General features: G+C 42.3%; 29 protein-coding genes. 17 read left to right on the top strand and 12 right to left on the bottom strand.

Annotation, left to right across the window (positions count from 1 at the left end; all coding sequences use genetic code 11):
• Positions 1-323 precede the first annotated feature (323 nt).
• Complete coding sequence (locus AC19MX_RS11285) at positions 324-887, top strand: NapC/NirT family cytochrome c (protein ID WP_432400606.1); 564 nt, start codon at positions 324-326, stop codon at positions 885-887.
• Between the two features lie 72 nt (positions 888-959).
• On the opposite strand, the gene AC19MX_RS11290 is transcribed toward AC19MX_RS11285, so the two are convergent.
• Positions 960-1256, bottom strand: coding sequence for a hypothetical protein (locus AC19MX_RS11290; RefSeq protein ID WP_498298115.1), 297 nt, complete (start codon positions 1254-1256; stop codon positions 960-962).
• 2 nt (positions 1257-1258) lie between these two features.
• Positions 1259-1852 (bottom strand): 16S rRNA (guanine(966)-N(2))-methyltransferase RsmD, encoded by a 594-nt coding sequence (gene rsmD, locus AC19MX_RS11295; protein WP_498298116.1) that lies wholly within the window; start codon positions 1850-1852, stop codon positions 1259-1261.
• Between the two features lie 181 nt (positions 1853-2033).
• On the opposite strand from rsmD, the gene ftsY reads away from it, so the two are divergent.
• From ftsY to rpoH, 4 genes are all read left to right on the top strand, one after another.
• The gene (ftsY, locus tag AC19MX_RS11300; RefSeq protein WP_498298117.1) at positions 2034-3806 is read left to right on the top strand and encodes a signal recognition particle-docking protein FtsY; all 1773 of its coding nucleotides are present in this window, start codon (positions 2034-2036) and stop codon (positions 3804-3806) included.
• A 3-nt stretch (positions 3807-3809) separates the two neighbouring features.
• Positions 3810-4493 carry a cell division ATP-binding protein FtsE gene (gene ftsE / locus AC19MX_RS11305; RefSeq protein WP_188957593.1) on the top strand — a complete coding sequence of 228 codons (684 nt, stop codon included), beginning with the start codon at positions 3810-3812 and terminating at the stop codon, positions 4491-4493.
• Complete coding sequence (gene ftsX, locus AC19MX_RS11310) at positions 4490-5455, top strand: permease-like cell division protein FtsX (protein WP_432400598.1); 966 nt, start codon at positions 4490-4492, stop codon at positions 5453-5455. Before ftsE ends, ftsX begins: the two co-directional genes overlap by 4 nt.
• A 228-nt stretch (positions 5456-5683) precedes the next feature.
• Positions 5684-6541 (top strand): RNA polymerase sigma factor RpoH, encoded by an 858-nt coding sequence (gene rpoH, locus AC19MX_RS11315; protein ID WP_432400596.1) that lies wholly within the window; start codon positions 5684-5686, stop codon positions 6539-6541.
• Between the two features lie 110 nt (positions 6542-6651).
• Here the strand turns inward: rpoH and menE are convergent, their stop codons facing one another.
• Genes menE through menD form a run of 4 tightly spaced genes read right to left on the bottom strand, consistent with a single transcriptional unit; the run spans position 6652 to position 11697 of the window.
• The gene (gene menE, locus AC19MX_RS11320; RefSeq protein WP_498298119.1) at positions 6652-8058 is read right to left on the bottom strand and encodes an o-succinylbenzoate--CoA ligase; all 1407 of its coding nucleotides are present in this window, start codon (positions 8056-8058) and stop codon (positions 6652-6654) included.
• The gene (gene menC / locus AC19MX_RS11325) at positions 8058-9158 is read right to left on the bottom strand and encodes an o-succinylbenzoate synthase (protein WP_498298121.1); all 1101 of its coding nucleotides are present in this window, start codon (positions 9156-9158) and stop codon (positions 8058-8060) included. Before menC ends, menE begins: the two co-directional genes overlap by 1 nt.
• Positions 9159-9166: 8 nt before the next feature.
• A complete protein-coding gene (menH, locus tag AC19MX_RS11330) occupies positions 9167-9976 on the bottom strand; it encodes a 2-succinyl-6-hydroxy-2,4-cyclohexadiene-1-carboxylate synthase (RefSeq protein WP_498298123.1) in 810 nt (269 codons plus the stop codon).
• The gene (gene menD, locus AC19MX_RS11335; protein ID WP_498298124.1) at positions 9958-11697 is read right to left on the bottom strand and encodes a 2-succinyl-5-enolpyruvyl-6-hydroxy-3-cyclohexene-1-carboxylic-acid synthase; all 1740 of its coding nucleotides are present in this window, start codon (positions 11695-11697) and stop codon (positions 9958-9960) included. The genes menH and menD overlap by 19 nt, the downstream gene beginning before the upstream one ends.
• Before the next feature lie 396 nt (positions 11698-12093).
• Between menD and AC19MX_RS11340 the strand changes: the two genes are divergently transcribed.
• Positions 12094-12927 (top strand): HDOD domain-containing protein, encoded by an 834-nt coding sequence (locus tag AC19MX_RS11340; RefSeq protein WP_498298126.1) that lies wholly within the window; start codon positions 12094-12096, stop codon positions 12925-12927.
• 55 nt (positions 12928-12982) lie between these two features.
• On the opposite strand, the gene AC19MX_RS11345 is transcribed toward AC19MX_RS11340, so the two are convergent.
• Positions 12983-13411 (bottom strand): Lrp/AsnC family transcriptional regulator, encoded by a 429-nt coding sequence (locus tag AC19MX_RS11345; RefSeq protein WP_498298128.1) that lies wholly within the window; start codon positions 13409-13411, stop codon positions 12983-12985.
• Between the two features lie 170 nt (positions 13412-13581).
• On the opposite strand from AC19MX_RS11345, the gene yjeH reads away from it, so the two are divergent.
• Complete coding sequence (yjeH, locus tag AC19MX_RS11350; protein WP_498298130.1) at positions 13582-14856, top strand: L-methionine/branched-chain amino acid transporter; 1275 nt, start codon at positions 13582-13584, stop codon at positions 14854-14856.
• 11 nt (positions 14857-14867) lie between these two features.
• On the opposite strand, the gene AC19MX_RS11355 is transcribed toward yjeH, so the two are convergent.
• The gene (locus AC19MX_RS11355) at positions 14868-15320 is read right to left on the bottom strand and encodes a tellurite resistance TerB family protein (RefSeq protein ID WP_498298132.1); all 453 of its coding nucleotides are present in this window, start codon (positions 15318-15320) and stop codon (positions 14868-14870) included.
• A gap of 107 nt (positions 15321-15427) precedes the next feature.
• The gene (locus AC19MX_RS11360) at positions 15428-15979 is read right to left on the bottom strand and encodes a DUF2780 domain-containing protein (RefSeq protein ID WP_432400578.1); all 552 of its coding nucleotides are present in this window, start codon (positions 15977-15979) and stop codon (positions 15428-15430) included.
• 170 nt (positions 15980-16149) lie between these two features.
• Between AC19MX_RS11360 and AC19MX_RS11365 the strand changes: the two genes are divergently transcribed.
• Genes AC19MX_RS11365 through AC19MX_RS11375 form a run of 3 tightly spaced genes read left to right on the top strand, consistent with a single transcriptional unit; the run spans position 16150 to position 18574 of the window.
• Positions 16150-16866: a hypothetical protein gene (locus AC19MX_RS11365; RefSeq protein WP_160051977.1), complete on the top strand. Its 717-nt coding sequence runs from the start codon at positions 16150-16152 to the stop codon at positions 16864-16866.
• A 23-nt stretch (positions 16867-16889) separates the two neighbouring features.
• Positions 16890-18344 carry a DUF4145 domain-containing protein gene (locus AC19MX_RS11370; RefSeq protein WP_498298134.1) on the top strand — a complete coding sequence of 485 codons (1455 nt, stop codon included), beginning with the start codon at positions 16890-16892 and terminating at the stop codon, positions 18342-18344.
• A gap of 17 nt (positions 18345-18361) precedes the next feature.
• A complete protein-coding gene (locus tag AC19MX_RS11375) occupies positions 18362-18574 on the top strand; it encodes a hypothetical protein (RefSeq protein ID WP_498298136.1) in 213 nt (70 codons plus the stop codon).
• 187 nt (positions 18575-18761) lie between these two features.
• Here the strand turns inward: AC19MX_RS11375 and AC19MX_RS11380 are convergent, their stop codons facing one another.
• The 3 genes from AC19MX_RS11380 to AC19MX_RS11390 form a co-directional block, all read right to left on the bottom strand.
• Entirely contained in the window at positions 18762-19094 is a 333-nt protein-coding gene (locus tag AC19MX_RS11380) for a hypothetical protein (RefSeq protein ID WP_498298138.1), read from the bottom strand.
• Positions 19095-19364: 270 nt separating this feature from the next.
• Positions 19365-19673 carry a hypothetical protein gene (locus tag AC19MX_RS11385; protein WP_498298140.1) on the bottom strand — a complete coding sequence of 103 codons (309 nt, stop codon included), beginning with the start codon at positions 19671-19673 and terminating at the stop codon, positions 19365-19367.
• A 95-nt stretch (positions 19674-19768) separates the two neighbouring features.
• Positions 19769-20758 carry a LysR family transcriptional regulator gene (locus AC19MX_RS11390; RefSeq protein ID WP_498298141.1) on the bottom strand — a complete coding sequence of 330 codons (990 nt, stop codon included), beginning with the start codon at positions 20756-20758 and terminating at the stop codon, positions 19769-19771.
• 125 nt (positions 20759-20883) lie between these two features.
• Between AC19MX_RS11390 and AC19MX_RS11395 the strand changes: the two genes are divergently transcribed.
• The 7 genes from AC19MX_RS11395 to AC19MX_RS11425 all read left to right on the top strand — a co-directional run bounded on the left by AC19MX_RS11395 (position 20884) and on the right by AC19MX_RS11425 (position 26656).
• Complete coding sequence (locus AC19MX_RS11395; protein WP_498298142.1) at positions 20884-22089, top strand: multidrug effflux MFS transporter; 1206 nt, start codon at positions 20884-20886, stop codon at positions 22087-22089.
• A 135-nt stretch (positions 22090-22224) separates the two neighbouring features.
• A complete protein-coding gene (locus AC19MX_RS11400; protein WP_498298144.1) occupies positions 22225-22836 on the top strand; it encodes a tRNA-uridine aminocarboxypropyltransferase in 612 nt (203 codons plus the stop codon).
• A gap of 19 nt (positions 22837-22855) precedes the next feature.
• Positions 22856-23236 carry a hypothetical protein gene (locus AC19MX_RS11405; protein ID WP_498298146.1) on the top strand — a complete coding sequence of 127 codons (381 nt, stop codon included), beginning with the start codon at positions 22856-22858 and terminating at the stop codon, positions 23234-23236.
• A gap of 33 nt (positions 23237-23269) precedes the next feature.
• The gene (locus tag AC19MX_RS11410; protein ID WP_498298148.1) at positions 23270-23899 is read left to right on the top strand and encodes a class I SAM-dependent methyltransferase; all 630 of its coding nucleotides are present in this window, start codon (positions 23270-23272) and stop codon (positions 23897-23899) included.
• Positions 23900-23983: 84 nt separating this feature from the next.
• Positions 23984-25093 (top strand): LpxL/LpxP family acyltransferase, encoded by a 1110-nt coding sequence (locus AC19MX_RS11415; RefSeq protein WP_498298150.1) that lies wholly within the window; start codon positions 23984-23986, stop codon positions 25091-25093.
• Between the two features lie 60 nt (positions 25094-25153).
• Positions 25154-25309: a hypothetical protein gene (locus tag AC19MX_RS11420; RefSeq protein ID WP_498298152.1), complete on the top strand. Its 156-nt coding sequence runs from the start codon at positions 25154-25156 to the stop codon at positions 25307-25309.
• 57 nt (positions 25310-25366) lie between these two features.
• Positions 25367-26656 carry a hypothetical protein gene (locus AC19MX_RS11425; RefSeq protein ID WP_498298154.1) on the top strand — a complete coding sequence of 430 codons (1290 nt, stop codon included), beginning with the start codon at positions 25367-25369 and terminating at the stop codon, positions 26654-26656.
• Positions 26657-26670: the final 14 nt, after the last annotated feature.

Genomic DNA, 26670 nt, shown 5'->3' on the forward strand with positions numbered 1-26670 from the left:
CGATCAATCATAGTGAAGACTAATCACAATACTTAAGACCCGTAACAATATAAACGCATACGGAGTCGCAAACAATGCGCCAGTACACATTTTTAACCTTAATCAAATCAATAAGACCGCTAAAAACACTACACCATTTCAGCATTCGGAACGTTTTTAAGCTGTTCAGTGACAATGAGTAGCGATCTATCTCTCATTTTAGATATTTTCTGATAAGGAATCATAAAAACAGCGACTAGAATCAATTTTATAATGTTAAAAAATCCTAAACTAGATAAACAAATATTAGAAATGTAGTTTTAGCAAATTATGGAGATTGAACAATGAACTGGCGTGCACTATTTAAACCAAGCGCGAAGTACTCAATTATTGCACTTATTGTGGTTGGTGTAATTGTGGGTGTCGTAGGCTATTTCGCAACACAACAGACATTACATGCAACAAGTAGCGATGCTTTTTGTATGACGTGTCACCGAGATCACTCGTTAAGAGATGAAGTTATGGCGTCAGCTCACGGTGGCGGTAAAGCCGGTGTGACTGTGCAATGTCAAGACTGTCACTTACCGCATGGTCCAGTTGATTACTTGATTAAGAAAATCATCGTGTCAAAAGACATTATTGGCTTAATGACTATCGATGGCTTTATGACGCAAGAATGGTTAGACGAAAACCGTAAAGAACAAGCCGACTTAGCGTTAGAATATTTCCGTAGTAATGATTCTGCTAACTGTCAGCACTGTCATACACGTATTTATGAAGACCAGCCAGAAACGATGAAGAAAATGGCTGTTAGAATGCACAGCAATAACTTCAAAAAAGCGCCTGAAGACAGAAAAACCTGTGTAGATTGCCACAAAGGTGTTGCTCACCCTTACCCTAAAAAGTAATAGCGTATCGACTTTAAAAAAGCCTCGTTAAATTAACGAGGCTTTTTTGTATCAGGTACAAAGTGAATCGCGCTAAACGGTTACCGATTGAGGCTTAAAGTTGCCTAAGGCAAATATGCCCCACAGTAAAATGGCTGCGTATATTAGGGTGGGTTGATGTTTACTCTTAGGGCTGAGGCATACGGCTAAAAGTAACAACAGGTACATCATCGCAGACAATGTAGCGATAAGAGTCAGTATGGCTGTGACATCTTGGCTAAACACAAAAAATCCATAGGTGAATAAGGCCCACATCGACAATGTGGCGGTTTTACCGATTAATATCAGATCATTTCGCACCGTATTGTTTAATGTCAGATTGCTGAGCATGACTACTGCGCAGATGTGTCAGTTGTTTGATATTGATAAAGTCGGTAAGTCACCTGGCCAGCCTGCTTCTCTTTAAGTGGAATCCATGAGGCGGGTACGGGTAACGTTGCAATTTCGGACTCGGTTTCAATGTAAATAAAGGCATTGTTGTTGAGCCATTGGTGAGCCATTAATAGATCAATGGCTTTGGCTGCGAGTTCTTTACGAAATGGTGGGTCAATAAAAACCAGGTCAACACCGTTTTTAGTGCCTTTAGCCAGCACTTGTAAGCTGTCACCATTGATGACTTCGGCATTTTGGCATTGTAGAGTAGTAAGGTTTTGTTTTAATTGATTGGCGGCATCTCGCTGCAACTCAATCATGGTGGCAAATTCTGCGTAACGCGACAGTGCTTCAAGCGATAATGCACCGCTGCCAGCAAAACAGTCGAGCACTCGAGCGCCACGAATATCGTTGGCTATCCAGTTAAATAAGGTCTCGCGAACCCGATCGGTTGTTGGGCGTAAACCTTCAAGATCATGGATTGGGAGTTTACGTGAACGCCATTGACCTGAAATAATTCGCACCTGACCGCTACTGGTGTTTTTTTTAGCCATCTCACCCTCGTGATTTTGCCTGAACAAAGAAAAAAGAAAGTGGTAGACTATGCCACAATCTGAACCGCCGTTATTTTATATCAAACTCGTGATTAAATGTGAGTATTCATCATTTTACTGCACAGAGATGCAACAAACGGCTTCAACCGAATTTTTAAACCTATAAATACTGGTAGCAAACATGGCAAAGAAAGGTTTTTTTTCCTGGTTTCGTAAAGATAAGCCCGCCCCTGAAGTTGAAGAGCAACAACAACCTGATGCAGAAATTTCGCATGATGTTGCCACTGACACAGCAGAACAAACTCAACAAGCTGAGCAACAAAAGCAAGCAGCAGAATCTGCCCAGGTAGAAGCGGCTCGTATCGAGGCTTTAGAACTTGAAAAACAGCAGCTTGAACAACAACGTGTTGATAATGAACGTGCTGATCAAGCACGCCTTGAAGCTGAGCGAATAACTGCCGAAACTGAAGCATTAGCCGCCGAGAAACTCGCTGCGGAGCAATTAGCCGCACAGCAAGCCGAACAAGAAGCTGCCCGTTTAGCAGCTGAACGCCTAGAACAACAACGCATTGAGAATGAGCGTGCAGAACAGGCACGACTTGACGTTGAGCGTATGGCCGCCGAAGCAGAGGCATTAGCTGCCGAAAAGCTTGCCGCGGAGCAATTAGCCGCACAGCAAGCCGAACAAGAAGCTGCTCGTATAGAAGCTGAACGCCTAGAACAATTGCGCATAGAGAATGAACTTGCTCAGCAAACACATCTCGAAGCTGAGCGTCTTGCAGCCGAAACAGAAGCATTGGCGGCCGAAAAACTTGCAGCTGAGCAATTAGCCGCTCAAACATTAGCAGCACAAGAACTCGTTGCACAAGAGTTGGCCGAGCAGCAAGCGGCTGAAGAAGCACGCCTAGAGCAAGAGCGTCTTGATTCAGAAGCTTTAGCCGCTGAAACGCTGGCAGTCGCACAAGCGCCTATTGAATCCATTGAGCTCGAACGTCAAGACGAGCCACAAGAAAAACCTAAAAAAGAAGGCATGTTCGCCCGCTTAAAGCGCGGCTTAATGCGTACCAGCGAAAATATCGGTTCTGGTTTTATTGGCTTATTCAGTGGTAAAAAAATCGATGATGAGTTGTTTGAAGAGCTAGAAGAGCAATTATTGATTGCCGATGTGGGTGTTGAAACAACCACTAAATTGATTAAAAGCTTAACGGAACATGCGTCGCGCAAGCAGCTTAAAAATGCAGAAGCGTTATACGACTTAATGCGTGAAGAAATGCAAAAAATGCTAGAGCCGGTCGCGATTCCATTAGTCCCTGATAACGCCAATGGTCCATTTGTTATTTTGATGGTCGGCGTTAATGGCGTAGGTAAAACCACCACTATCGGTAAATTAGCAAAACAGTATCAAAATCAAGGTAAATCTGTCATGTTAGCGGCAGGTGATACCTTCCGTGCTGCGGCGGTTGAACAGCTTCAGGTATGGGGCCAGCGCAACAATATCCCTGTGATCGCTCAGCATACTGGCGCCGATAGTGCATCGGTATTATTTGATGCATTACAAGCGGCCAAAGCGCGTAAAGTTGACGTATTAATTGCCGATACCGCCGGGCGTTTACAAAACAAAAGTCACTTAATGGAAGAGCTGAAAAAAGTGGTTCGAGTGATGAAAAAACTTGACCCAGATACTCCGCATGAAGTGATGCTTACCCTCGATGCGAGCACAGGCCAAAATGCCATTAGTCAGGCGCAGTTATTCCAAGAAGCCGTAGGAGTGACGGGGTTAACGATCAGTAAGCTTGATGGCACAGCTAAAGGCGGGGTGATATTCGCCATTGCCGACAAATTTAATATCCCTATTCGCCACATTGGCGTAGGCGAACAAATTGACGATTTACGTACGTTTAACGCCAATGATTTTATTGAAGCGTTATTCAGTCAGGAAAAAACGGACCAATAATTTATGATCCAATTTGAGCAGGTCAGTAAAATTTATCCAGGCGGTCAAAAAGCGCTGATGGATGTCAATTTTCATCTTAGACAAGGTGAAATGGCTTTTTTAACCGGCCATTCAGGTGCGGGTAAAAGTACCTTGCTCAAATTGATCACGGTTATCGAACGTGCAACAGCAGGTAAAGTATCGATTAATGGTCACAACATCGCCAATGTTGGCCCTAAGCATGTGCCTTATTTGCGTCGTAATATTGGGATGATTTTCCAAAACCATCATCTACTGATGGATAAGAGCGTGTTTGACAATATTGCTTTGCCTTTGGTTATCGAAGGTTTTTCTCATGGTGAAATTCGTAAGCGTGTTGCGGGTGCCCTCGATATGGTGGGTCTATACGGCAAAGAGCGTCACTTACCGATTATGTTATCGGGTGGTGAGCAGCAACGCGTCGGTATCGCTCGAGCGATTGTTAACAAGCCGCCATTACTGCTAGCCGATGAGCCGACCGGTAACTTAGATCCTAAATTGTCGATGGACATTTTGCGCCTGTTTGAGACCTTTAACGACTCAGGCACCAGCGTATTAATTGCCACCCATGACCTTGGCCTTATTGCACGCATGAAATACCGCACATTTACCTTGCGCCAAGGCAGAATGCTCGGCGGCGAAAGCAGTGATAGGGAGGCGATGCGATGAGCAAGAAACCCAATATTACGCAAAGTAAATTACCGTTAAGCGGCCGCATAGTGATGTTCTTTATTCGACATGTGCAACAAGGCATGTCGAGTATGGGAGAACTGTGGCGCAGCCCGGTATCATCGATTATGACCATGGCCGTGCTCGGCGTGAGCTTAAGCTTGCCCGCAGCATTACAGGTGCTGGTTAAAAATGCCGAAAATATTACTCAGTCGTGGAACAGTGCGGCTGAAATATCACTATTTATTAATAAAGGCCGCAGTGAGCAATCGATTCAAAGTTTATTATCGCGGATTAAAGCGTTTAGGGAAGTCGAAACCGTGAGCTATATCAGTCGAGATCAAGCGCTTGAAGAGTTTCAGCGCTTATCTGGATTTGGTGAGGCACTGTCGTACCTTGACGAAAACCCGCTGCCCGCCGTGGTGACCGTGACCCCATCGGTTAAGTATTCAAGCCCAACCGGAGCGCGTGAGTTACTGGCAAAATTGGAGCGTGAGCCTGAAGTTAACTTTGGTCGGCTCGACATTGAGTGGCTAGAACGCTTGCAAGCACTGCTTAAATTACTTGAGAAAACCGTGCTGGCCATCGCCGCGTTATTAGTATTAGCTGTCGTGTTAGTGATTGGTAACACTATTCGTTTAGCCATTATGAATCGACGTACTGAAATTGAAGTGATGAAGCTGGTGGGTGCAACCGAAGCGTTTATTCAAAGGCCTTTTTTGTATACCGGCATTTGGTATGGGGTGATAGGCGGTATTTTAGCCTGGCTTATCATTAACATATTAGTGTGGTATCTCGACAGTGCATTAGCGGAATTACTGGGTTTGTATGGTAGCCAATTGACCATTCAATCGTTGACCTTTGCTGAGTTGATCAAGCTTGTTTTGTTAGCGTCATTTTTAGGTTGGCTAGGCTCGTATTTATCGGTACGACAGCACTTGCGTAATATTGAGCCTTCATAATTAAAGGCATATAATAGTATTAGTGAGTCTATTAATGAACGATTGTTCACTTGCATTGTGATTGGCCAGCGGTGAAAATATTAATTGAGCTGAAGCTGATTTGACATATGATGTCATTTAGTTGATAGTTCATCAGCTAAATCGAGTGTAGAAATAGATGAACCATTGGGTTTCATAAAGCGTATTTAGTTAACTGAAGTAAATTTTTTGAATGTAGTAGGAGAGCGAATGACTTATCAAACGCAATCAATGGCACTGACTGTCCCTAGAGGCAGTAGTAGTTTAGAAGCGTATATCCAGTCTGTGACCAGCATTAATATGTTGGACGCGGATACCGAGTACGATATTGCCAAGCGTTTACAAGAAACAGGCGATCTACAGGCTGCAAAGCAATTAATTATGTCGCACCTTCGTTTCGTGGTTCACGTTGCTAAAGGTTACTCAGGTTATGGTTTACCTCAGGCTGACCTCATTCAAGAAGGCAACATTGGTTTGATGAAAGCGGTAAAACGCTTTGATCCAGACGTTGGTGTTCGTTTAGTCTCATTTGCAGTGCATTGGATTAAAGCCGAAATTCATGAATACGTCCTTAAAAACTGGCGTATCGTAAAAGTTGCGACGACTAAAGCTCAGCGTAAGCTGTTCTTTAATATTCGTAAATCTAAAAAACGTTTAGGTTGGTTCAGCGACGCTGAAGTCACTATGGTGGCAGAAAATCTGGGTGTGTCGAAAGCTGATGTGACTGAAATGGAGTCACGTATGGCCGCGCAAGATCCTGCGTTTGATCTTGCCAACGACAGCGATGATGATAACCACGATTTTGCTCCCGCATTGTATTTAGAAGATCATTCTTCAGATTTAGCCGAACAGGTTGAAAACGACAATTGGGAAGCCGATTCGCAAGCGCGTTTATTATCAGCAATCAAAACCTTAGATGACCGCAGCCAGCATATTCTTCGCGCTCGTTGGTTAGATGATAATAAAACCACGCTACAAGAACTTGCTTCAGCTTACCAAGTGTCAGCAGAACGTATCAGGCAGTTAGAAAAAAATGCCATGAACAAGCTTAAAGCGTGTATGGAATAAGCTTTAATCCTTACACTTTTTAAACTAAAAAAACCTGCCGCGGCAGGTTTTTTTGTTTTTAGCATTTAAGTTATTTAAGTTATTTAAGTTATTTAAGCGTTAATGTCTCTTCACACCACCGACTGTTGAATGGCAGCAATAATCAATTTTCTGGGCGCTTTAATGCCGCTCGATATAACCTGTTTAGGCCAGCCAAAATACTGTCTTGGGCGCATAAAACGCGCTAGCTTTTGCTCTATTAATTCACTCAGTTGTGCATTGACTTGCTCTGTATCGTGTTCATCGACATAGTCGATAATCGCTGCAGGTAAGTAGCCAAAAATGGGGTCTGGCATAGCAAATACAATCGCTTGAGCCACGTTCGGGTGTGTCATTAACACCGCTTCAATTTGTTCTGGATGAACATTTTCACCGCCACAAATAAACATATTGTCTACTCTTCCTGAAATCATCAACTGGCCTTTATCATTAAGCTGACCTTTATCTTGAGTACAAAACCAACCTTGGTCGTCAACTGGAAGTGAAATACCTTGGGGGGTTAAATACCCTAAAAATAAGCATTCTCCTTTAACCCAAATAATCCCGTCGATTAGCTTTAGCTGCCGTGCAGGTAAGGGGCGGCCATGATGACCAGCGAGATTGGCTTTTGCCGTGGTGATTTGCGAGCTCATCTCTGTCATGCCATAACTGGTGTAAGCTTTGATATTGTGCGCGTTGAGGGTGCTAATGAGTTGCGGTTCTATCATGCCACCGCCTAATAATAAGGCTTTTACATGGGTTAAAACCTGGGGTTGCTGCGCTAATATTTGTAATGCCTGAGTTGGCACTAACGACACATGGGTAATATCGCTTTGTTGCAGTTGTTCGGCTAATGACATAGCCGAGTTGCGAAGTGCTATGCAGGCACCGGCTAGGGTGCATCGATGCAATATCGCTAAGCCGCCAATATGAAACAATGGTAAAGACAATAACCAGCTATCATTCATTTTTAGTGGAATATAGCTAGCCGAGCCTTGTGCGCTGGTCATATGGTTCAGTAAGCAATGTACAGCGGCTTTAGGTGTGCCGCTTGAGCCTGATGTCAGGATGATATTAGAGGCAATGTGAGGTGATATTTTAACGGTAGTTGGCGATGGATTGGTTTGTATACACAGTGATACGTTTAACCAATGGGCGACCTTGATGTCTATTTGTCTACTGGGGCTGTCTGTCCATAGCCATTGTATTTGATAAGTATCAATTAGCTGAGTAATTTGCTGGTTAGATAGCCGAGGTGATAAAGGTAAAAATACCCAGCCAGCATCAATACAAGCCCAGTACAGACAAATCATCTCTAAATTGTTTTGTGATAAGCACGCCACAATATCGCCACGCCCAATATGTTGTGCCTGCAATGATTGCGTTAAATTACTCACCATTGTGCTTAAGGTGGCATAAGTATAAGTGTCATGGCCATCTTCAATTGCGATGGCATTTGGTGTCTTTAGCGCGGTTTGATGCAGTGGCGATATCATCATTATGAATCAACTGCCTCGTTTGTTTCACCAGCATGATGAATTAGCTGCAAAGCGTTAATATTAAGCTGCTGAGCTATTGCTGGTGCAAGTAATAATGACTGACTAAATGCGTTTAAAGTGTCTAACCCGGGTGTTTCGTTGGGGGTTAACGCCTGGCTTACGAGGCGTAAGTCATTAATGCCAATATCGGACTCTAAGCTCGAACTTATAATGCAGCGCACGCCATAACTATGGGCGGTGTCTATCATGTTTTGTAATTTAGCGAGTGAGCCGAGTAACATAGGTTTGATAATAAGCGCGCCAATACCAGGCTGTTGTTTTATCGCATTAACAACATCAAACGTGGATGAGTTAAGCGATTCATCCAGGGCGTAGCTAACGCCAAGGTGCCGAAAAACATGTGGGTTGTCAGCTGGATTGATACAGGGCTCTTCAATGTATTCTATTTTATCTTTGGGCAAACAAGCTAAAAAGTCGATGGCTTGTTCGAGGCTAAAACCGCGATTACCATCTAGGCGCAAACTGACCTGTGGCGCGATCTCTAACACTCGATAAATAAAGGCGATTTCATCCTCCATCGTCGTTTGTGCCACTTTGATTTTAACGCTATTTACGGTGCCATTTTGCAGCAGTTTGGCTTGCAGTTGTTGTTCAGTCATACCGGCATAAACCAGCGGAACCGTGGTCGATTGAGTGCGTGGGTTGTCAATTCTACAAGGCAGTTGTTGCGTTATTTTAGCATGCAATAAACTCAGTCCAAACGCGCAACATGGCAATAATGCATTATCTACTAACGTCATTATGGCATTGGCAGATTGGCCAATCAGTTGATTTGCGCATTGCGATAAATACGACATCACATCGTCAATAGACTCTTGGCTAAAGCCTTCAATAGGCAAGCCTTCAGTATCAATTCCCGACAGCGGTGCTATTTCAACCCAGGCTTGTTGTGTGTGGTGCTCATTGGTCAAGTTTACGACTAACACCACACCTTTACGGTGATCAATGCGTTGCTTCGCCACGGGTAAGGTTGGGTTGAGTGCAATATGATATCGATATAATGAAGCACTGCTAATGGTTGGCGCGTCGACAGCTTGCATAGCAACTCCTAAGCAGAGGTGATGGGATTAAGTAAAGCCAATAAAGTGTCACTGAATAACCTTGGATGTAGGCTATGAATATTGTGTCCGGCCGCCGCTAAAGGCTGCAGTGTTAATTGGGAGTTACGGTACTGAGCTTGCCAGTCTTTAGCCACTTGCGCAAACTTACTGTCGTCTTCACCATAAAGGTAAAAACAGGGGCAAGAGAGTTGGTTTAGCACCGCTCTACAGTCTTGCTGCAGGCTGAGAGAAGTGGCGAGATAGCAATTATTAAGGCGTTGCGGATTATTGTTACTGCGCAGTGCAATTAATTGCTTTTTGTGTATTTTACTCAGGTCATTAAATACAGTTTGTTGATACCACAGTGACAAAAAGGCGGTTATCGTTAACTGCTGTAACTTTTTGGCCCACAGCAAATCGCTTTTAGCTCGTGCGTCGCGCTGTATTTCGTCAATTAACCCTGGGTGAGCTGACTCTAAGGTTAAACTGAGTAGTGCGTTAGGAAAGTCTTGGGCAATATGTAAGGCAATTCTGCCGCCTAATGAGTAGCCCAATAAGTGGAACTGGTTTATTCCAAGTTCACTGACTTTGGCGACAATATGCGCAGCTACTTGACTAAACCCTGGAGATGCCAATGCCAATGTATTTGCACCATGGCCGGGTAAATCGATGCAAATACAATGAAAGTGTTGGCTTAAACTTGGCATTAAAGTAGACCAGTCGTCTTTACTGCCCAAAAAGCCATGCAACATGACTAATACGGGTAAGCTTGGGTGGCCAAAACGACGGATAATGACCATTAGTGCTGTTTCACCCATTGGTTAATTTGTGCAATTTGATCGCTGGCTTGATTGGGCGCCACATTAACTTCAATCACTGATGCACAGTTAAATTCAAAGGCCTCTTGATACGCTTGCTTAAACGATTCAATGTCGTCTACCTGGCGATATGCTAAGCCAAACATTGCCGCACCATAACCAAACTCTAAACCATGGCTTAAGCGATAAAAATCGTTACGTAAGCTTTCATCGGGTACTGGCAATAAGTTAAAAATATTGCCGCCATCATTATTGATAATCACTAGCACAAACGCACGGGTCATGTGTTTTAGCAATGCCATCGAGTTGAAGTCATGCAAGCAAGATAAGTCACCAATGAGTAAGGTTGTGGGGGCTTTTTTGTCTGCTGCGACACCGCATGCAGTGGCAATAAGGCCGTCAATGCCAGATGCACCACGGTTGGTGTAAATTGCGGGGGTATTGGTGGCTATTGGGGCATACATATCATAAAGGCGTATGGGTAAGCTATTGCCAATAAATAAGATGTGTTCATCAGTTTGATTCGCTGCTACGGAACGTATGACTTGTGCTTCGCCAAAACTCGTATTATCAATTTGCTGCTTAAGTACCGACTCTAACGATTCATTATAGGGTAATAGTTGCAGTGCCCAATTCGCGTCTGACGATCGTGGCCAGGGTAATTGACACACCGCTTGCACACTGGCTTGCCATATGTGTTTATTTTGATGTGTTGGGTCTAAGCGATCGCTATGATTTAATATTTGCCAGTAGCTGTGCCAGGCCTGTTGAGCCAAATATTGAATAAGACGTTTGGAGACAAAACGTCCACCAAAAACTAATACCCGCTCAGCCTGTTCAAGCAGTTTGCTGGCTTTAGCATTAAGCAATAATTGGTCTGTATGACCAATGACCCCCGGGTGTTGGCGTAATTGTGATTGCGCGTCGACTAATAACGGCCAGCCGAGTTTTTGTGCTAATGCCACAATCAAGTGTGGATTATCAGCCGGTGACAATGTCCCGACTACAATTACCCCTTTACCATGCACAAAGCGCATTAGGGTGTCTGTAGAGGGTAATTCAGCACTGTTAAGCCCGGCATACCGAGTTAGCGGTTTGTTATTGTCAAACCATGTATTGAGTGGCGCTAGATAAGTGGTAGTCGTCACACTTGCTGTTTTTTTTACATGGGCTAATGTGACCAGTTCAGCAGGGTATAACGGTTCACGATACATACAGTTGATATGCACGGGTTGGTGTTGGTTAGTGACAGCATGGTCAATCGCACTTAATAATGCATTGGCCGGATAGCCTATATCTGGTGTCGGTAAATTTAATTGCTTGGCATAGCCGGCAAAAATAGCAGGTTGAATAATGGCTTGATTAGCACCGCAATCAATTAATTCACTTGGGCGATCGCCTGATAATATGATTAAAGGCACATGGGTTAACCAGGCCTCAACAATCGCCGGATATAAGTTTGCTACCGCAGTACCCGAGGTGGTGATAATGGCAACAGGGGCGTTACTGGCCTTAGCAAGGCCAAGCGCCATAAAGCCTAAACCTCGTTCATCAAAATGAATATGGCGAGTGATTTGGGTTTGGCTAGCTGCAGCTAATGTCAATGGCGTTGAACGAGAACCCGGCGCCATGCACACATGTTTAACGCCTAAACGCGCAAGTTCCTCGAGGATCAATTGTCCCCATAATAAATTCATATCTGCGCTAGTCTGTTGTTGCATATTGGCTCATGTAGAAGATAAATAACGATATTAGTGTAACGCCAAGTGTGCGTGATATCTAAGGTTTCACGCAGACTTTTTTAAGCCGACGCATAAATAACCTCAACTCGGAATAATAAACGCCTTTCAAGCAGTCCTTTGCCCTGCTAACTGCGTTCTAGCTATTGACGTGTCAATTCGCTTTGTTAGCATAAAAAATGACAAGCTTGCAAAATGAGAGGGGTTAACATTCTGATTTTAAATAGTATAAGTTCATTCCTTATCCCAATTGTAGGTTAAATAATAAAGCGCCAATAGCAATAATCATTCACTGTATTAGCAATTGTTTTATTTATGTTGTGCTAAAGTTGTAAAAGTGATTTATATACGTATCCGTTAATGTAAGGACCTAAACATATGCCGTCAGCAGCACTATTAAAAAGAGTCGATGAATTACCGCGTTTACCTAAAGCCGTCAGCGAGTTACTTGATGCCGTTAATAATGAAAATACCTCTATAAAAAGCATTTCTGCTAAGGTTGCGCAGGACCCATTAATTAGCGCAAGAGTGTTACGTCTTGCCAACTCGGCGCATTTTGGGCGCAGTCGAGAAGTGGGCTCTATTGAAGATGCCGTGGTCCGTTTGGGAACGCAAACATTACGTACATTAGTGATAGCATCGGCTGTTGTCGGCGCGATACCCAATGCAGAAGGTATCGATTTAGCTGAGTTTTGGGGCGAGACTTTTGAGATTGCACTGTATTCTCAAGCACTTGCTAAAGTGTGTGGCGTGGCATCCGATGAAGCATTTACCTGCGCTATTTTACATAACATTGGTGATTTATTAATTGCCGTCGTTGAGCCTACTATAGCGGCGCAAATTCGTGCGGCCGTGGCAGAGGGGGCTGATAAGCAGCAACTTGAATTAAGTTTATTAGGGTTCGATTCACCATCTGTTGGTGCATTATTAGCCTCAAACTGGAAATTTGCCCCCACGTTAGTTCATGGTATTGAGTTTCAACGAGCGCCGCTGAAAGCCAAGCCTGCTTCAAAATTGGCTTCGGTGATTTATTTGTCACACGCTGTATTTTCTCATTGGGATGATCAGCGAGACGATGAGTCATTTACCGCATGGTTAGCGGATATTGCTAATCATAAAGCCGGCATTATCAAAATGGATATGTCAGGTTTGGGCGAGAAATTTATTGCTTTACATGGCAAAGGATTAGAAATAGGTAAACAGCTCGCATAATTGATTTATGTACGGACAAGTGTTCAGCCATAAGCTCTGTTTTTACAGAGCTTTTTTATGCCTGGTTATTAATCCATTCACTTAACACGACATGAGTTTTAATTTTAACAATATCGGCTTGGGCATCAATAAACTCTCGGATTTCATGCAGACGTTGCATCGAGTTAGCATGCACATAAACCAGTAAGTCCATGTCGCCGGTGATCCCCTGGCAAGTAATGACTTCAGGAATAGTGGTAAAAATATGGATCACCTCAGCGCAACGTGCACAGCGGTGCTGAATTTCAAAGTAAGCAGACACACCTTGCTTTTGAGATTCGCTGAGTAACACCTGATACCCACGAATAACACCACTTTGTTCTAATTTTTTAATTCGCTCCGTCACTGCACTGCGTGACAAATTCACTTGTTCGGCAATAAACGAAATACTCTGTCGAGCATTGAGGCGTAATGCGCTTATAATCGCTTTATCAAATTTATCCAATGCAGTATTCCTGAGTTGTCATTAATATCTGTTCTCCGTCATATTGGCGGCGTAAGAAGTTAATGCCGTCATTTTGTCGGTTTTAACAAGCAGCTTGCGCTGATGAACCCGCAGAATGTTGAGCCGATGCCACTTATAATAATGCAATATATCACAGCAAGAATAACATTATGAATCAAATAACAGGAACGATAGGTCGCTGGCAAGGTGCTGGGTTAATGGCCACCACATTGCTGGGTACAGGGGTATTTATTTTACCGCAAATGACCATTGCGGTAGCAGACTCAGGGGCATTGCTTGCCTGGTTAATACTCACGTTAGCCATTATTCCAGTTGCGCTAGTATTTGGTTTATTGGCCAGCCGCTTTCCTCATGCCGCAGGGCCTGCCTATTTTGTTGAAAAAGCATTTGGCCGCACAGCAGGAAGAACCATAGGATTACTCTTTTTATTAGTGATCCCTATAGGTGCTCCAGCAGCCATTTTAATGACCTTTCAGTTTATGAATGCCTTAATACCACTTCACGGTGGCTGGCAGCTGGTAGCAGAATTAATTGTGGTGTTAATGCTATTAGGCTTGAATATTCGCGGCATTCAAGTGTCGGCTAAACTGCAATTTGCGCTTACTTTAGCCATAGTGACGGTGGTGGCGTTATTGTTTGGCGCCAGTGGGCTTAACTCTGAGCAGCTTGAGTCGTTTAACCAAGCCAGTCATCCGCAAATGAGTACGGTTATGATTGCCATGGGTATCGGTTTTTGGAGTTTTTTAGGTATTGAGGCTATGACTCATTTAGCCAGTGATTTTCGTCGGCCAGATAAAGACATGCTCCCAGCGATTTTAATGGGTACGGTCCTTGTTGGAGTGATTTACCTCGCCTGCACGTTTTTACTGTTAATGGTGCCAACAGATAAAACAGGCCTTGCCATGATAAGTGCGTTTGATTATTTGCTCAGTGACAGTTTTTTACAGGGTTATGGTGCACAAGCTATTGGTATATTAGGTATTGCCAGTGGTTTAGCGACCGTAAACGTATATTCAGCAAGCGCTGCTCGTTTATTGTGGAGCTTTAGTAAAGAAGGTATTTTGCCCCGATACTTTGTGAAGTTAAACCAACATGGTGTCCCATTTAGAGCGCTGTTTGGTATCCTCGGCAGCATGGCGGTGGTGATTGTACTGACGTTTTATTCAGGCCAAGATTTAGAAAAGCTGATTGCCTGGAGTAACGGCGTTTTTGTGGTGATTTATTTACTGGCGATGTTATCTGCCGCTAAATTACTTAGTAAACGCTATTGGCCTTTAGTGGCAGCAGGTTGCGTGTTTTGTATTGGGATTGGCATCGCACTATCAGACAATATGATTTATGTGTTGGTGTTGGTCATGTTGATTGCCCCTTTTATGTGGTGGCAAAAGAATCACTTACAACGCAAGCAATTACCTGCTAGTTAACCTGGATTTTCTCAGGTAGATTGTTGAATAGCAATATTACGCATTTGAATTAATTCGCTGTGCTTGAGATATAACAAATCAGCAGTACGGCGAATGATTTGATCTTCGAACTGAGATAATTCACCATCGGCATAGGCTAAGCGCCACATAGACAATAATAAATGCTGTTTATCTTCAATGCTAAATTGCGCATTAATTTCAGACGTAAATTCAAATAGCGAAATGGCATCGTGACGGGCTTGTTTGGCCTCATCGGTTAAGGCTTTGGCTTGTTCGGAGTTAATGCCTAAAGTATTGATGAGCATCTCTGGCAGTAAAGCCGCTTCAGCATCAGCCAGTATTTCATCAGCATAAACCACTTCTAACAGTAACGTCGCGGCGGCTAAATTGAGGTGCTGGGCCTTTTCTTCAGGGCTACTTTCTTGAGTGTGTGATTGAATAAACTGTTTTAGTTTGGCGATCATATTGGCTCCACAACTGAGGTTTTATCAATTTTATGCTAGCAAAAATGATAATCCCAAGCGAATGGCTTGGGATTAATTAATGTTAACCAAATTTAAAAGGTGCTCATTTAAAGTAATGAACCCAAGCCTTTCGTTAACAAACCTACCGTGCCTTCACTACCGCTTTGCTCTAGATAGTTTTTAGCAATATCAACCATAGGGACGATGTACTCTTTTGAAATGCCTAGCTTTTCAAATGCATCGTATACCATGGCAGTGCCTTGCAATGATGAACCTAAATCGCCAGCTTTAGATAATAAACCCGACATACCGCTGTCTGATGACATTGACGGTACAGCAGCCAGTAAACCGTCTGCGTTAGGAATGCTACTAGTCAATTGGCTAAAATCGTTACCGCCTAAGTTGGTTTGCGCCAAGCTCAACAATGAACCTAATCCACCTTCTGCTTGGTTTTGGCTTAAACCAAGCTGAGACATCACATTACCCACTAATTCAGTGGATTGTGCCGTCGTCGCTGTTTCTGCTGCAGCAGTTGCTGTAGCTGGGGTTTCTACAACTTTTTTAGCGGCTTCAGATGCTTTGTCTAACCAACCCGCAGATGCAGGTGATGAGAATGCTAAGACAGTAAATAGTACCGGTAATGCGGATGCTAATTTCATAATGCGTGTCCTGTTTAATGATATAAATGGCCAAACTAGGGCGCTATTTTACCCTGATTTGACTAAATGCGACAGGAGATTGGTTTTTTAGCGATTTCAATTGTGCAAATTGAGGCTTTTTTGGGTATCCTAAGCGCCATATTTATTGTTAATCGATTATTGGAATTTACATGTCATTGTTTGCTATTTTGACTGAAGCATTAAACTTTTTTCGAAACCATATCCGTCAGCTGGCAGCACTGACTTTGCCGCTGCTATTAATTCAAGTTGCTATCCAGCTTTGGCTTGGTAATGAAATGTTAACGGCCGACCCAGAAAATCCACAATTTGGCGCATCACATGCTGCGGTTATGATGGTGTTATTGTTAGTATTTTCAGTGCTCATTGCTGCTTTAACATTATTTTTAGAGCTGCGCTCACAAGGGCATGAGTTATCGCCTGGACAAATATTAAAAGCCAGTTTACCGTTTGTACCACCGCTGTTACTTGCGGGCGTATTTTCTGGTTTAGCGATTTTAGCGCCTGTAATGATTTTTGCCGCGTTTGGTCCATTATGGTTAATTGGTTTGGTGGTGAGTTTGTATTTGTTTGCCCGTCTAGCCTATGTCAACTTTATGGTCGTGGTTGAGCGTTTAACGCCACTTGAAGCGATTAAAAAGAGCTTTAGCTTTAGCGCAGGTTCAGTAGCATTTAAAACCATTGCAGTATTAATGCTATATGTTCCATTATCGTTATTTGCTGGCGTGTTTACCCAAATGGCAACACAAGTAGGATTCCCACTACAGTTAGTCGTCGAAACCTTATTTGCGTTTTTAGGCTTATTTGTCAATATTGCCTTATTTAGATTGTATATGGTGAATCGCCAACCAATCGATTTGGAAAAGTAACTGATTAAAACAAGGAGAAACCATTGTTAAATGATAGCGCGTTTATTGATGGTTTCTCTGAAAACTTAACTGAAGACTATCGGCTAGCCAAAAGTTATGTCCGCGATATTCCCACTCAAGCGCTGGTGTATATTCGCAGTTTTACCCATAAGCTCACCCGTCAATTAGCTACGCCTCATGGGCTAACATTCACCAGTCCTAATTTATACGACCGTATTGAGCAATTACACCAAGCCAGACTGATTGATCCGCCAGCCGTGCGAGCATTACATCGTTTACGTAGCGACGGTAATCGCGGTGCGCATCCCGAAAAATACCATTTAACCCAAACGCAACTGGTCTCGATTGCAGAAAAATCGATTGAGCATATTTTGCATTTAGTGGCCAAACTCTATCCTGTCGTGCATCACCACGTTGCCCCCACTTATACCTTTGAGCCTTTTGATTCGTTTGCGGGGCGAGATCTGTGTTATCGCGCAGTGATGAATAACGATGCTGAAGCACAGTATTTAGTGGGCATGTCATTAAAAGCCAAAGGCTTAATGCTACAAGAACAAGAGCAAGCATTAGCACAAGCTGCGACAGATGAGTCAACACAAAACAAGCAGCCTACCAAGGGTGAAAACAACACCGCGGCAGAGGCATTTGCTCAAGCAGGTTATTGGTTTGCTTTGTCTTCGCTTCAACATAAAGCGGCAGTATTTGAGCATGGCGTGAGTTTATTACACGGCTATACCGGTGAGGAAAATAAGAATAAGGGTGAGCAGTTAATCGCTCAGGCCGCAGACAATGGCATTATTGAAGCGCAAGCATTACAAGGCTTTTTCTACCTTGTGGGTAGCCATCAATTTAGCATTGATTTACCTCAAGCAGAGCGCTTGTTAACCCTTGCTGCTAATGCCGAAAATGCAGAGGCAATGTCAAATCTTGGGGTGTTGTATTATCAAACAAAGCAGTTTGAAAATGCTTTTTTGTGGATTAATAAAGCAGCGCAAGCAGGTTACCCAAATGCCCAGTATCATTTGGCGCTAATGTTAGCTGAAGGCCTGGGTTGTTCATCTGACTTAGCAGCCAGCGAGCAGTGGATGGCAGAGGCTGCTGAGCAAGGCCAAATTGATGCGATGTTGCATTGTGGTAGTCATATTTTACATGACGACAATGCCAGCCAAACACAACGGGTTAAGGCTGAAGGCTATCTGCACCAGGCGGTAAAATATGGTCACAATGTGAGTGCCATGATAGAGCTCAGTGTGGCATTAGCCGACGGTATTTTGGGACGTATTGATGTGGTGCAAGCCGCGTATTTACTTACCTTAGCCAAAACTCACGGCAATGACGAACACCTAGAGGTTATTGAACCATTATGGCAATCGTTGGCGATGCAAATCGACAGTGTTATTGAGCTTAATCCGAGTGAAGATGAAATGATTGCTTTGCAGCAAGCAAAGTTGTTGCTGGAGCCACTTTCAACGAGTTAAAAGGGAATTTTGTGATCATGAAAAGCACCGACCCCCGTGAAAGCGGGTTAGTCCATTGGCTGTCTTTAGTTGTTGCGCTGAGTATTGCTCAAAGTATTTTTTGGTATTTAGATATTGATGTTGAGATTAGCTTAACGATTGCATACATCGGGGCGTTAATCGTTAAAGGCAGCTTAATCGCGCTGTTCTATTATTTATGCTTAAAAGCGTTTTGTTGGTTGTATCGATAGCCGCTGTCACGGGTTTTTAGCCCCGTAACAAGCATGGCTCTGCAGCCGTATCCGCTCAAAAAGCAAAGCCTCTGACTATGTAACAACCTTTCACTTCAGTACTTCGTTAATATTGCCGACACCTCTGGTGTTACCCACTTTTCGATAACCCAACGCTTAAGCAAACAATCCGAAAACTCTTGCTGGGTTAATCCGCTTGGTGTTCGAATGTTCTACCTGTCGTTGAGGCCTGGCTTGTTCCTGAGCGCTTAAACATATCAGCATAAGGCGCCGCGGGCTCGCGTTGTACATGGGCGTAATCTTGGTATGCTCGGTCTTGTTCAGCTTGCTGACGACGCAGCATTTTTTTACCTAAAAATCGCAAAGTTATAAAACTGATTAAGCCAAACAATAATAAAAATGGCAATAATGTAAGGGCGACTAAGGTCATAGCAAAAACCATCAGTAATGCCAGAATAGGGTTCATACTCGTCACGTGATGTTTAAAATTAGCGCTGTTAAATGTTTGGTTAACGTTCATGTTGGCTCCTAAATGCGGCTTATCCTGTTGTCGAACAGAGAGTGTTATTGATACTCACTCATTGAACTATTCAACTGAGAAACCGCGCCTAAATATGTATGATTGTTGAGCATGTAGTGTGCAACGGCTAGACATAATATGTCACGTTAAACTGAGTTAATGTTTAGATATTACTCACTCTTTAGGGCCACAATGACTTGATAAAACGGGAAGGGTAAGGTGCTCTGCCTAATGTGAAACAATTAACTCCTAGTGCTCAACGCTTAGCGTCTATTGCTTAATCGTTCTGTGATGTTGACTCGGCTTGATTGAATATTCCTTCTCAATATTGGGATGTTGCTGGTACCTGTCCTGATGCCGAACTTTTGAGGGAAACATGTTTGAGGTGGGGCTTTGTTTGCCTAAATATTTGCGACTTAGCAGTGTCATGCCAATAAAACCCACGATTAAAAACAACAGCAATAATGGCAATAAAATCAGGCTGCCAACAATGATCAGCATTAAACTAAATAAGGCGGTGAGCGGGCGCATTTGGCGCAAGCGTTGACGAATATGCCATAAGTTAATTGAGCTGAACATTGTGGTTCCTTTACCGTAAATAAATTGTCGCTGAAGCGTGAGTAATATTTTGAGTTATGTAAGCCGCAAAAGTTCACCGCGTCAAAGCGTTTTTGTTAGTTTGGCATAACCGTTTGGGTGATGTGGTTGTTGGCCATGGCGTTATCGACACTGTTAAAAATAAGCTCACGAAACCATTGATGTCCAGGCTCCTGGTTATTACGCTCGTGCCATAAAAACACATACGCCATCGGCATAAAATCAAATGGCAACGGGACCGACTCTAATGAATAGAGTTTTTGTGCATGGATGGCAAAGCTCGAGGGAAGAGTAAAAATAAGATCGGTATGTGCACATACACTAGCAGCGCCGTAAAAGTCAGGCACAGTTGTTGATAAGTGTCGATGTAAACCTAAATTAGCTAAATGATAATCAAGCGCCCACCAATCGTTTCCTTCACACCTAACTTGCACATGAGACATGGCTAAGTATTGAGCTTGATCCCAGTTACCCGATTCAATGACCTTTAAAATAGGATGGTTTTTGCGTACTAAACACACCTGATGGTCGTTAAACAGTGTCTGATATTCAATGCCTTCTGGAACATGTTCTATTTTGAAATCGCTTTGTGGATGAATATCTCGGCCCGCAATCCCAAAATCGATTTGCCCTTGCTGTAAATCTTGCATAGACTTTTCTGTCCACACATATGAGTCTAATTTTACAGACGGCGCTTGTTGTAACAATGGCCCGATAAAATATGGGATTAATGTTTCATAGGCACTTTCAACCATTGAAAACGTAAAATGACGCTGGCTACTTTCTGGGTGAAATGTAGGTGGTTGAGTTAACTGATATAAGTTTTGTAGCACAGGCAAGAGTTTTTGCCTTAACGCTAACGCATGCGCGGTCGGCTTTAATCCATGAGCAGTGCGTTGGAATAATGGGTCATCTAATGCTTCGCGTAGACGATTTAAGCTTTTGCTCACAGCAGACTGGCTCAGGTGTAAGCGATGAGCCGCACGAGTGACACTTTGCTCTTCAAGTAACACTTGTAAAATAACCAGTAAATTAAGGTCAACACGCGCTAAATTATCTAAATTCATCAGATATTCTCAAATGGAAATTCACTTTGGATTTTATATCATTTCTGTTCATACCACCATTTGACATATCATAGCGCTCCATTAAGGGTGACCTTTCGCTTTTTTAGATTAAGAGAAATAATATTATGCATCGTAACCTACTGCCATTATTGATGTTTATGGTGCTGTTAAGCCCATTAGCTATCGATATTTATCTTCCATCAATGCCAACAATGGCGCTTGAGTATGGGGTGTCGAACAGTGAGGTTCAGTCTACTTTAGTCTTATTTTTATTTGCTATGGGTGTTGGCCAGATATTAATTGGTCCATTAGCCGACCGTTTTGGTCGCAGACCCGTCGCCTTGTTTGGTATTGTGCTTTACGGTATTAGCAGTTTATTGGGCGCATACGCGGTTGAATTTGAACTGTTACAAGTGGCACGAGTGTTTCAAGGTTTAGCTGCATGCTCTACCTCTATTGTGGTGTTTAGTGCCGTGCGTGATTGTTATGACCGCAAGCAAAGCGTGTCAATATACAGCTACTTAAATGGCGCTATTTGCGTGGTACCTGCGTTAGCGCCCACTTTAGGTGGTTTGCTGGCACTACAGTTTGGCTGGCGTTCTACTTTTATCTTTATGGCTATTTATGCGGTAATCGTATTGTTTATTGTTGGTTTTCGTTTTCCGGAAACGCGTCCACTTAACACCGACAGTACCGGTCCGCTTTACCGTTGGGGGCGCTATAAGCCGGTAATTGGCGACCCGCATTTTATGTTTTATGCTTCATGTTGCATGATCGCGATGGCCTCTATTTTATGTTACGTGTCATACTCGCCTGTGTGGTTAATTGGTCACTTAGGTATTTCAGAGTTAATGTTCAGTGGCCTATTTGGCTTAAATGCCCTGGTTAACGTAGTGGCTTGTTTTGCAGCGCCAGTATTGATTAAACGCATTGGCAACCGCCCTGGTGTCGTAGTGGCATTGTCGCTAATGGTGTTAGCGGCTGTGGTTGAAGTGGTATTGCAATTAGTGGGGCCAGAGCAAGGCATTGCTGCTGCTATTGCCTTTATGGCACCGATGATGTTGTTATGTGTTGGTTTTGCCCTATTGCTTGGACCTGCTACTAGTATGGCGTTATCGGCCTTTGGTGAACGCGCCGGGACTGCAACAGCAATGTTAGGCTGTATTCAAATGAGCGGCGCATCAATTTTAACCGCACTTATCCAGTTAACAGACATACCTGCACCTTATGCCATTGCGATTGTGATGGGTGGATTTTGCAGTGTGTTGCTCGCCATTATGGCAATGAACCGATTAAGCCATCTGCATCAAGAGCAACTACAACACGATTAGTTAAATAACCTGAGCTCGGGATAAATATTAGTAATATCACCTTTAACCCGCAGAATGCTAACCACATTCTGCGGGTATTTTTTTATGGGGCATCCTTGGTATAATCTGAATATTACAGAAGATATGAGTTAACGATTGAAAAGAAAATATTGTATTAATTGCCAATACCCACAGTCAGCCTGCATTTGTCATGCAGTAACACCGACAACAACAACTACTGACATTATTATTATGCAGCATCCATCTGAGGTGGAGCATGCTAAAAATACCGTCAGGTTGCTCAAACTTGCATTGCCACAAACTCAGATTTATGTCGGTGAAACCGCAGATGATTTTACTGAGTTGCAAGGGTATTTAGCCGCGCAAACTCGGCCTGTGTTTATTGTGTACCCAAATGATCACAGCAAAGCGGCGAGTGAGGTTGAAGCCGATGATAAAGCGATTATTGTGTTAATTGATGGCACCTGGCGCAAAGCGTACCGTATGTTGCAGCTTAACCCCTGGCTAATTAACTATCCGTCACTGCACCTTGAGTGTGAAGATGAGTCGCAATATGTGATCCGCAAAGCCAAACGCAGCGACAGTTTATCCACCCTCGAGGCTGCGGCTTATACCCTAGCAAGTCTGGAGCCTGGCGCCGATATCACGCCAATATTTGCAGTGTTTAACGCAATGGTGCACCATAAGTTAACAGCTATGCCAGCGGCAGTTCGTCAGCGCTATAATAGCGATAAACTTAAGGGATAGGACTCAAAGGATAGTACTTATGAATATTCGCCTTATTGGAACGATTTTGTTAATGTGCGCCGCCAGTGTCTTCACGGTACATGCTTACGCTACTGACAAGCCGCATAAAAAAATGACCTTGGCAGAAAAAGGCGAACAAGCGCGCATTGAATCAGCTGAGCTTGAACAAACCCAATTGCAAAAAGCCCGTGATGCCGCCAATGCCACCGCTGAACGCGAGCAAAAAGTGTTAGCTAAGCAGGAAGCAAATGACTGGGAAGCGCAGCAGCTCGAAAAAGCGCAAATGCAATCGGAACAACGTTTAACCCGCGAGCAAAAATACTTACAGCAAGCGCAAGAGGCTGCGGCGCAAACTCGTAAAATCCCAAAAGAAACCAGCGACCCAGCGCAGTCTGAGTAGTTACCCTATTTGTCTTGTTTTGGAGTGTTGTCTTTGTCGTCCTGCCCATTGTGTCATCAACAAACCCTTGCTTTTCATCAAGATAAAAATCGTCACTATGTACGCTGCCAACACTGCCATTTAGTGTCGGTACCCGCGCAGTTTTATTTGGATGAAACAGCAGAAAAAGCCCAATATGACTTACACGATAATGGCTTTGCCGATGCCGGTTACCAACGGTTTTTGTCGCGTACACTCACGCCACTACTTGCTCGCACCGGGCTTAATGCCAAAGGATTAGATTTTGGCTGCGGCGAAGGCGCCGTGCTCAGTCAAATGGCTGCAGCCCAAGATGTCAGTGTCGCTAATTATGATTTGTTTTATCACCCAGATACTCAGGTGCTTAATCAGCAATATGATTTTGTGTGTTTAACCGAGGTGATAGAACACATTGCCGATGCTCATCAGTTAATAGAACGCTTAAGCCTACTGCTGTTACCCGGCGGCATTTTAGCTATTATGACTAAGCGGGTGCTTGGCTTAGAGGCTTTTATTAATTGGCACTATAAAAGTGACCCAACCCATATTAATTTTTACTCAGTCGAGACCTTTGAATGGCTGGCGCAGCAACGGGGTTGGCAACTTGAAATCATCGACAATGACGTCGTATTTTTGAGTAAATAATCTAAAATAAAATATTGACTTTTTATTTTACGAATGTATGTTAATTGAATGTTAAGGATCTGTTTGTGTTTATAGGGAAGTAATATGGTAAATGATAGTTCTGAGCTTGATTATTATAAAATGAATTTCAAGAGTATTTTTTCGGCAAAAAAAAATGCTGTTGAAATTGATGCTATTAGTTACGCTGCATATGAAAATCGTGAATATCAAAAAGAAAGTTTTAACAGAAGATTAAATAAATATTCAGAGAACTTTAAAGCAAGAGATTATTCTATTGAACCCATTATGTCTGGATGGGATAAGGAATTAATTCTTAGTTACATCAATGAATATGGTGGAGTGTTGTGTGCGCTTTTTCATTTTGGTTCGCATAGGCATTTTTTTGTAGACGCTGCTAGTTTAAATATACCTACTGTTGCCCCTATTGCAGGGAAATCATATTATGATATGAAAGATTTGATTTCTCAAAGTTCAGCAGAACATGCCGATAAAGTAAAGTTGCTGGAAGTTGAAGGTGATAAAGTCAGTTTAGATTTAATTCGTAGTTTAAAAGAAAATCGAGTAGGTGGTATTTATGTTGATGGCAACATGGGGCCTGATTCATTTTTAAATAATTATGGGTGCACTAGTGTCGATTTTTTTGGGAGTGAGTTATCGGTAAAGGCAGGGATTGCAAGGTTGTCGCTATTGTTAAAACTCCCTATACTCCCCGTTTTTTGTAATGGTATTGATGGTAATAGTTCTATTGAAATAGCTGAGGTAATAAAGCCAAAAACATTGTCAGAAACAAAGTTAGAATTTGTTAATAAAGTCATGCAAAGGCTTTATTCATCATTAGAGTTAAAAGTTTTAAATGATCCAACCTCTTGGGAGTATGCTCTTTGTTTACACCGCTGGGTTATACCAAAAGCTGACATGTCAGAGTTTGCATTAACTAGGGAACCAGCTACAGTTAGATTTATTAGAGATAACTGGTCGACGATAATAAAGAATGATGAGTCGTATTGGTTTAATTCTCTCACAACTAAAGGAATTAAAGTTCCTGGTGAACTAGATGCTTGTTTTAAAATTTTATCTGATAGTGACGTTATTGACTGGCACCCATTTAGTTTAGAGGTAAGACAGTCAGGTTATGATTCAATGACGATGCTAAATACATTGGTTAAAAATGGTTTTATTAAAGTAATAGAATAAGAATTAAGTGCAGTCGCATTTATTAACCGGGTGTAAACCCAATAAGAAAAGGAAAAACTTATGCAAGATAATAAAACTCTTGAAGAGTTTCAAATCTGTGAATTAGAAGACCGCGTCGAGTTTGGTTTGTGTGGTGGCGGTGGCGGCGGTGGCGGCGGTGGCGGTGACCCAGGTTGTGGTCCACAACCTGTTGGTGTAGTATGTAAAACAAATTAATTTGAATTATTTAAATGCCGTAACTTACGTTACGGTATTTTACCCTAATGGTTTTTTATGAAATTTATATTAAATGCTGATGTTGACTTTTTTCCATCACATGACTTAAGTAATAATCATCCTTGGTTGTGTATTATTGCGTCTGATGATGGAAAAGACTTTAGGTTTTCATTGCCACAACATATATATAAATTCATTTTGAGTTTTGATAGTCCTACAGATATAGAGAGTTTAAAGTTAAGAGATGATTTTAAGGAGGTGAATGAGAGCGATTGGGAAAAATATAGTACTCTGCTACATGACACCTTAGTTCCAAGAGGTATACTTCTATCTGAAAACAATGGTTACTCAAAGCCAAAGTTAGTGAAAGGTAAACCTTCATATATGCAAATGCAATTGAGAGTGTTTAATAGGAAAATTGTAAACTTTATATCTAAACCTTTACAGTTTATTTTTGAACCTAAGCTTATTGGTTTTTTAACTCTTATTACGATGCTTTCTCAGCTGATATTTTATTCTAATTATTTAGGTGTTGGTAAAGCTGATTTTGAACTCGGTGCGTTAGAACAGATTATGGCAATCGCGTTAGTTGGCGTTGGGTTGTTGTTTCATGAGTTCGGACATGCAATAGCGGCATATAAGTCTGGATGTAGAAAGGTTGAAATTGGTGTGGGTTGGTATGTTATCTTTTTTGTTTTTTATGCAGATTTATCTGAGTCGTGGCGATTAAGAAGGAAAGATCGCTTATTGATTGATTGTGGTGGGATCTATTTTCAGTTGATATTCACTACTTTACTAATAGTGACTTTGTTTGAAAGCGACTCCCCTGTTATATTAAATGCAATACTTATGTTGAATCTTTCATTTTTATGGAACTTAAACCCTTTCTTCAGAATGGATGGTTATTGGATTGTAAGTGATCTGTTGAAGATCGAAAATCTTAGAGGTAAATGTAGCAAAGAATTTGAGATGTTTTTCTATACGGTAATTAACTATATTTTTCGATTTGATGATAATCTACGTTATAATTTTAACTATAAGGTTTTAATTTATTCTTGTATGGCTAATACTTTCTTCTTTTTTATGCTCTATTCAATTTCAAATACCTTTTTTTCTTATTATGCTGCAGAAATTGTTAGCATGGTTTCTTTGTTTAGTCTTTCGCAGTTATTATCCTTGCCATTTGCTGATGCAATAGTATTGCTTTTTGGTAATTTATTTAATCTGTTTTTCGTTGCTTTTGTTTTTATTTTTTCATTTGGTGTTATTAAATCACTTGTGCTTTTTGTTTATAGATTATGGTCATTAATTTTTAAAAACAAGATTCAAAATATTTCACAATCGTAACGTACTTTGTGAAA

The organism is Shewanella sp. MF05956, assembly GCF_059758055.1.

What these genes read in the sequence shown, in the direction of transcription:
- menC (WP_498298121.1), bottom strand. Translation starts at nt 9,158, where the DNA reads ATGCAAGCTGTCGACGCGCCAACCATTAGCAGTGCTTCATTATATCGA.
- AC19MX_RS11405 (WP_498298146.1), top strand. Translation starts at nt 22,856, where the DNA reads ATGAATATTCGCCTTATTGGAACGATTTTGTTAATGTGCGCCGCCAGT.
- AC19MX_RS11415 (WP_498298150.1), top strand. Translation starts at nt 23,984, where the DNA reads ATGGTAAATGATAGTTCTGAGCTTGATTATTATAAAATGAATTTCAAG.
- ftsX (WP_432400598.1), top strand. Translation starts at nt 4,490, where the DNA reads ATGAGCAAGAAACCCAATATTACGCAAAGTAAATTACCGTTAAGCGGC.
- rpoH (WP_432400596.1), top strand. Translation starts at nt 5,684, where the DNA reads ATGACTTATCAAACGCAATCAATGGCACTGACTGTCCCTAGAGGCAGT.
- AC19MX_RS11340 (WP_498298126.1), top strand. Translation starts at nt 12,094, where the DNA reads ATGCCGTCAGCAGCACTATTAAAAAGAGTCGATGAATTACCGCGTTTA.
- AC19MX_RS11355 (WP_498298132.1), bottom strand. Translation starts at nt 15,320, where the DNA reads ATGATCGCCAAACTAAAACAGTTTATTCAATCACACACTCAAGAAAGT.
- ftsY (WP_498298117.1), top strand. Translation starts at nt 2,034, where the DNA reads ATGGCAAAGAAAGGTTTTTTTTCCTGGTTTCGTAAAGATAAGCCCGCC.
- menD (WP_498298124.1), bottom strand. Translation starts at nt 11,697, where the DNA reads ATGCAACAACAGACTAGCGCAGATATGAATTTATTATGGGGACAATTG.
- rsmD (WP_498298116.1), bottom strand. Translation starts at nt 1,852, where the DNA reads ATGGCTAAAAAAAACACCAGTAGCGGTCAGGTGCGAATTATTTCAGGT.
- menE (WP_498298119.1), bottom strand. Translation starts at nt 8,058, where the DNA reads ATGATGATATCGCCACTGCATCAAACCGCGCTAAAGACACCAAATGCC.
- AC19MX_RS11290 (WP_498298115.1), bottom strand. Translation starts at nt 1,256, where the DNA reads ATGCTCAGCAATCTGACATTAAACAATACGGTGCGAAATGATCTGATA.
- AC19MX_RS11425 (WP_498298154.1), top strand. Translation starts at nt 25,367, where the DNA reads ATGAAATTTATATTAAATGCTGATGTTGACTTTTTTCCATCACATGAC.
- menH (WP_498298123.1), bottom strand. Translation starts at nt 9,976, where the DNA reads ATGGGTGAAACAGCACTAATGGTCATTATCCGTCGTTTTGGCCACCCA.
- AC19MX_RS11360 (WP_432400578.1), bottom strand. Translation starts at nt 15,979, where the DNA reads ATGAAATTAGCATCCGCATTACCGGTACTATTTACTGTCTTAGCATTC.
- AC19MX_RS11420 (WP_498298152.1), top strand. Translation starts at nt 25,154, where the DNA reads ATGCAAGATAATAAAACTCTTGAAGAGTTTCAAATCTGTGAATTAGAA.
- AC19MX_RS11385 (WP_498298140.1), bottom strand. Translation starts at nt 19,673, where the DNA reads ATGTTCAGCTCAATTAACTTATGGCATATTCGTCAACGCTTGCGCCAA.
- AC19MX_RS11365 (WP_160051977.1), top strand. Translation starts at nt 16,150, where the DNA reads ATGTCATTGTTTGCTATTTTGACTGAAGCATTAAACTTTTTTCGAAAC.
- AC19MX_RS11395 (WP_498298142.1), top strand. Translation starts at nt 20,884, where the DNA reads ATGCATCGTAACCTACTGCCATTATTGATGTTTATGGTGCTGTTAAGC.
- AC19MX_RS11375 (WP_498298136.1), top strand. Translation starts at nt 18,362, where the DNA reads ATGAAAAGCACCGACCCCCGTGAAAGCGGGTTAGTCCATTGGCTGTCT.
- AC19MX_RS11285 (WP_432400606.1), top strand. Translation starts at nt 324, where the DNA reads ATGAACTGGCGTGCACTATTTAAACCAAGCGCGAAGTACTCAATTATT.
- AC19MX_RS11390 (WP_498298141.1), bottom strand. Translation starts at nt 20,758, where the DNA reads ATGAATTTAGATAATTTAGCGCGTGTTGACCTTAATTTACTGGTTATT.
- ftsE (WP_188957593.1), top strand. Translation starts at nt 3,810, where the DNA reads ATGATCCAATTTGAGCAGGTCAGTAAAATTTATCCAGGCGGTCAAAAA.
- yjeH (WP_498298130.1), top strand. Translation starts at nt 13,582, where the DNA reads ATGAATCAAATAACAGGAACGATAGGTCGCTGGCAAGGTGCTGGGTTA.
- AC19MX_RS11380 (WP_498298138.1), bottom strand. Translation starts at nt 19,094, where the DNA reads ATGAACGTTAACCAAACATTTAACAGCGCTAATTTTAAACATCACGTG.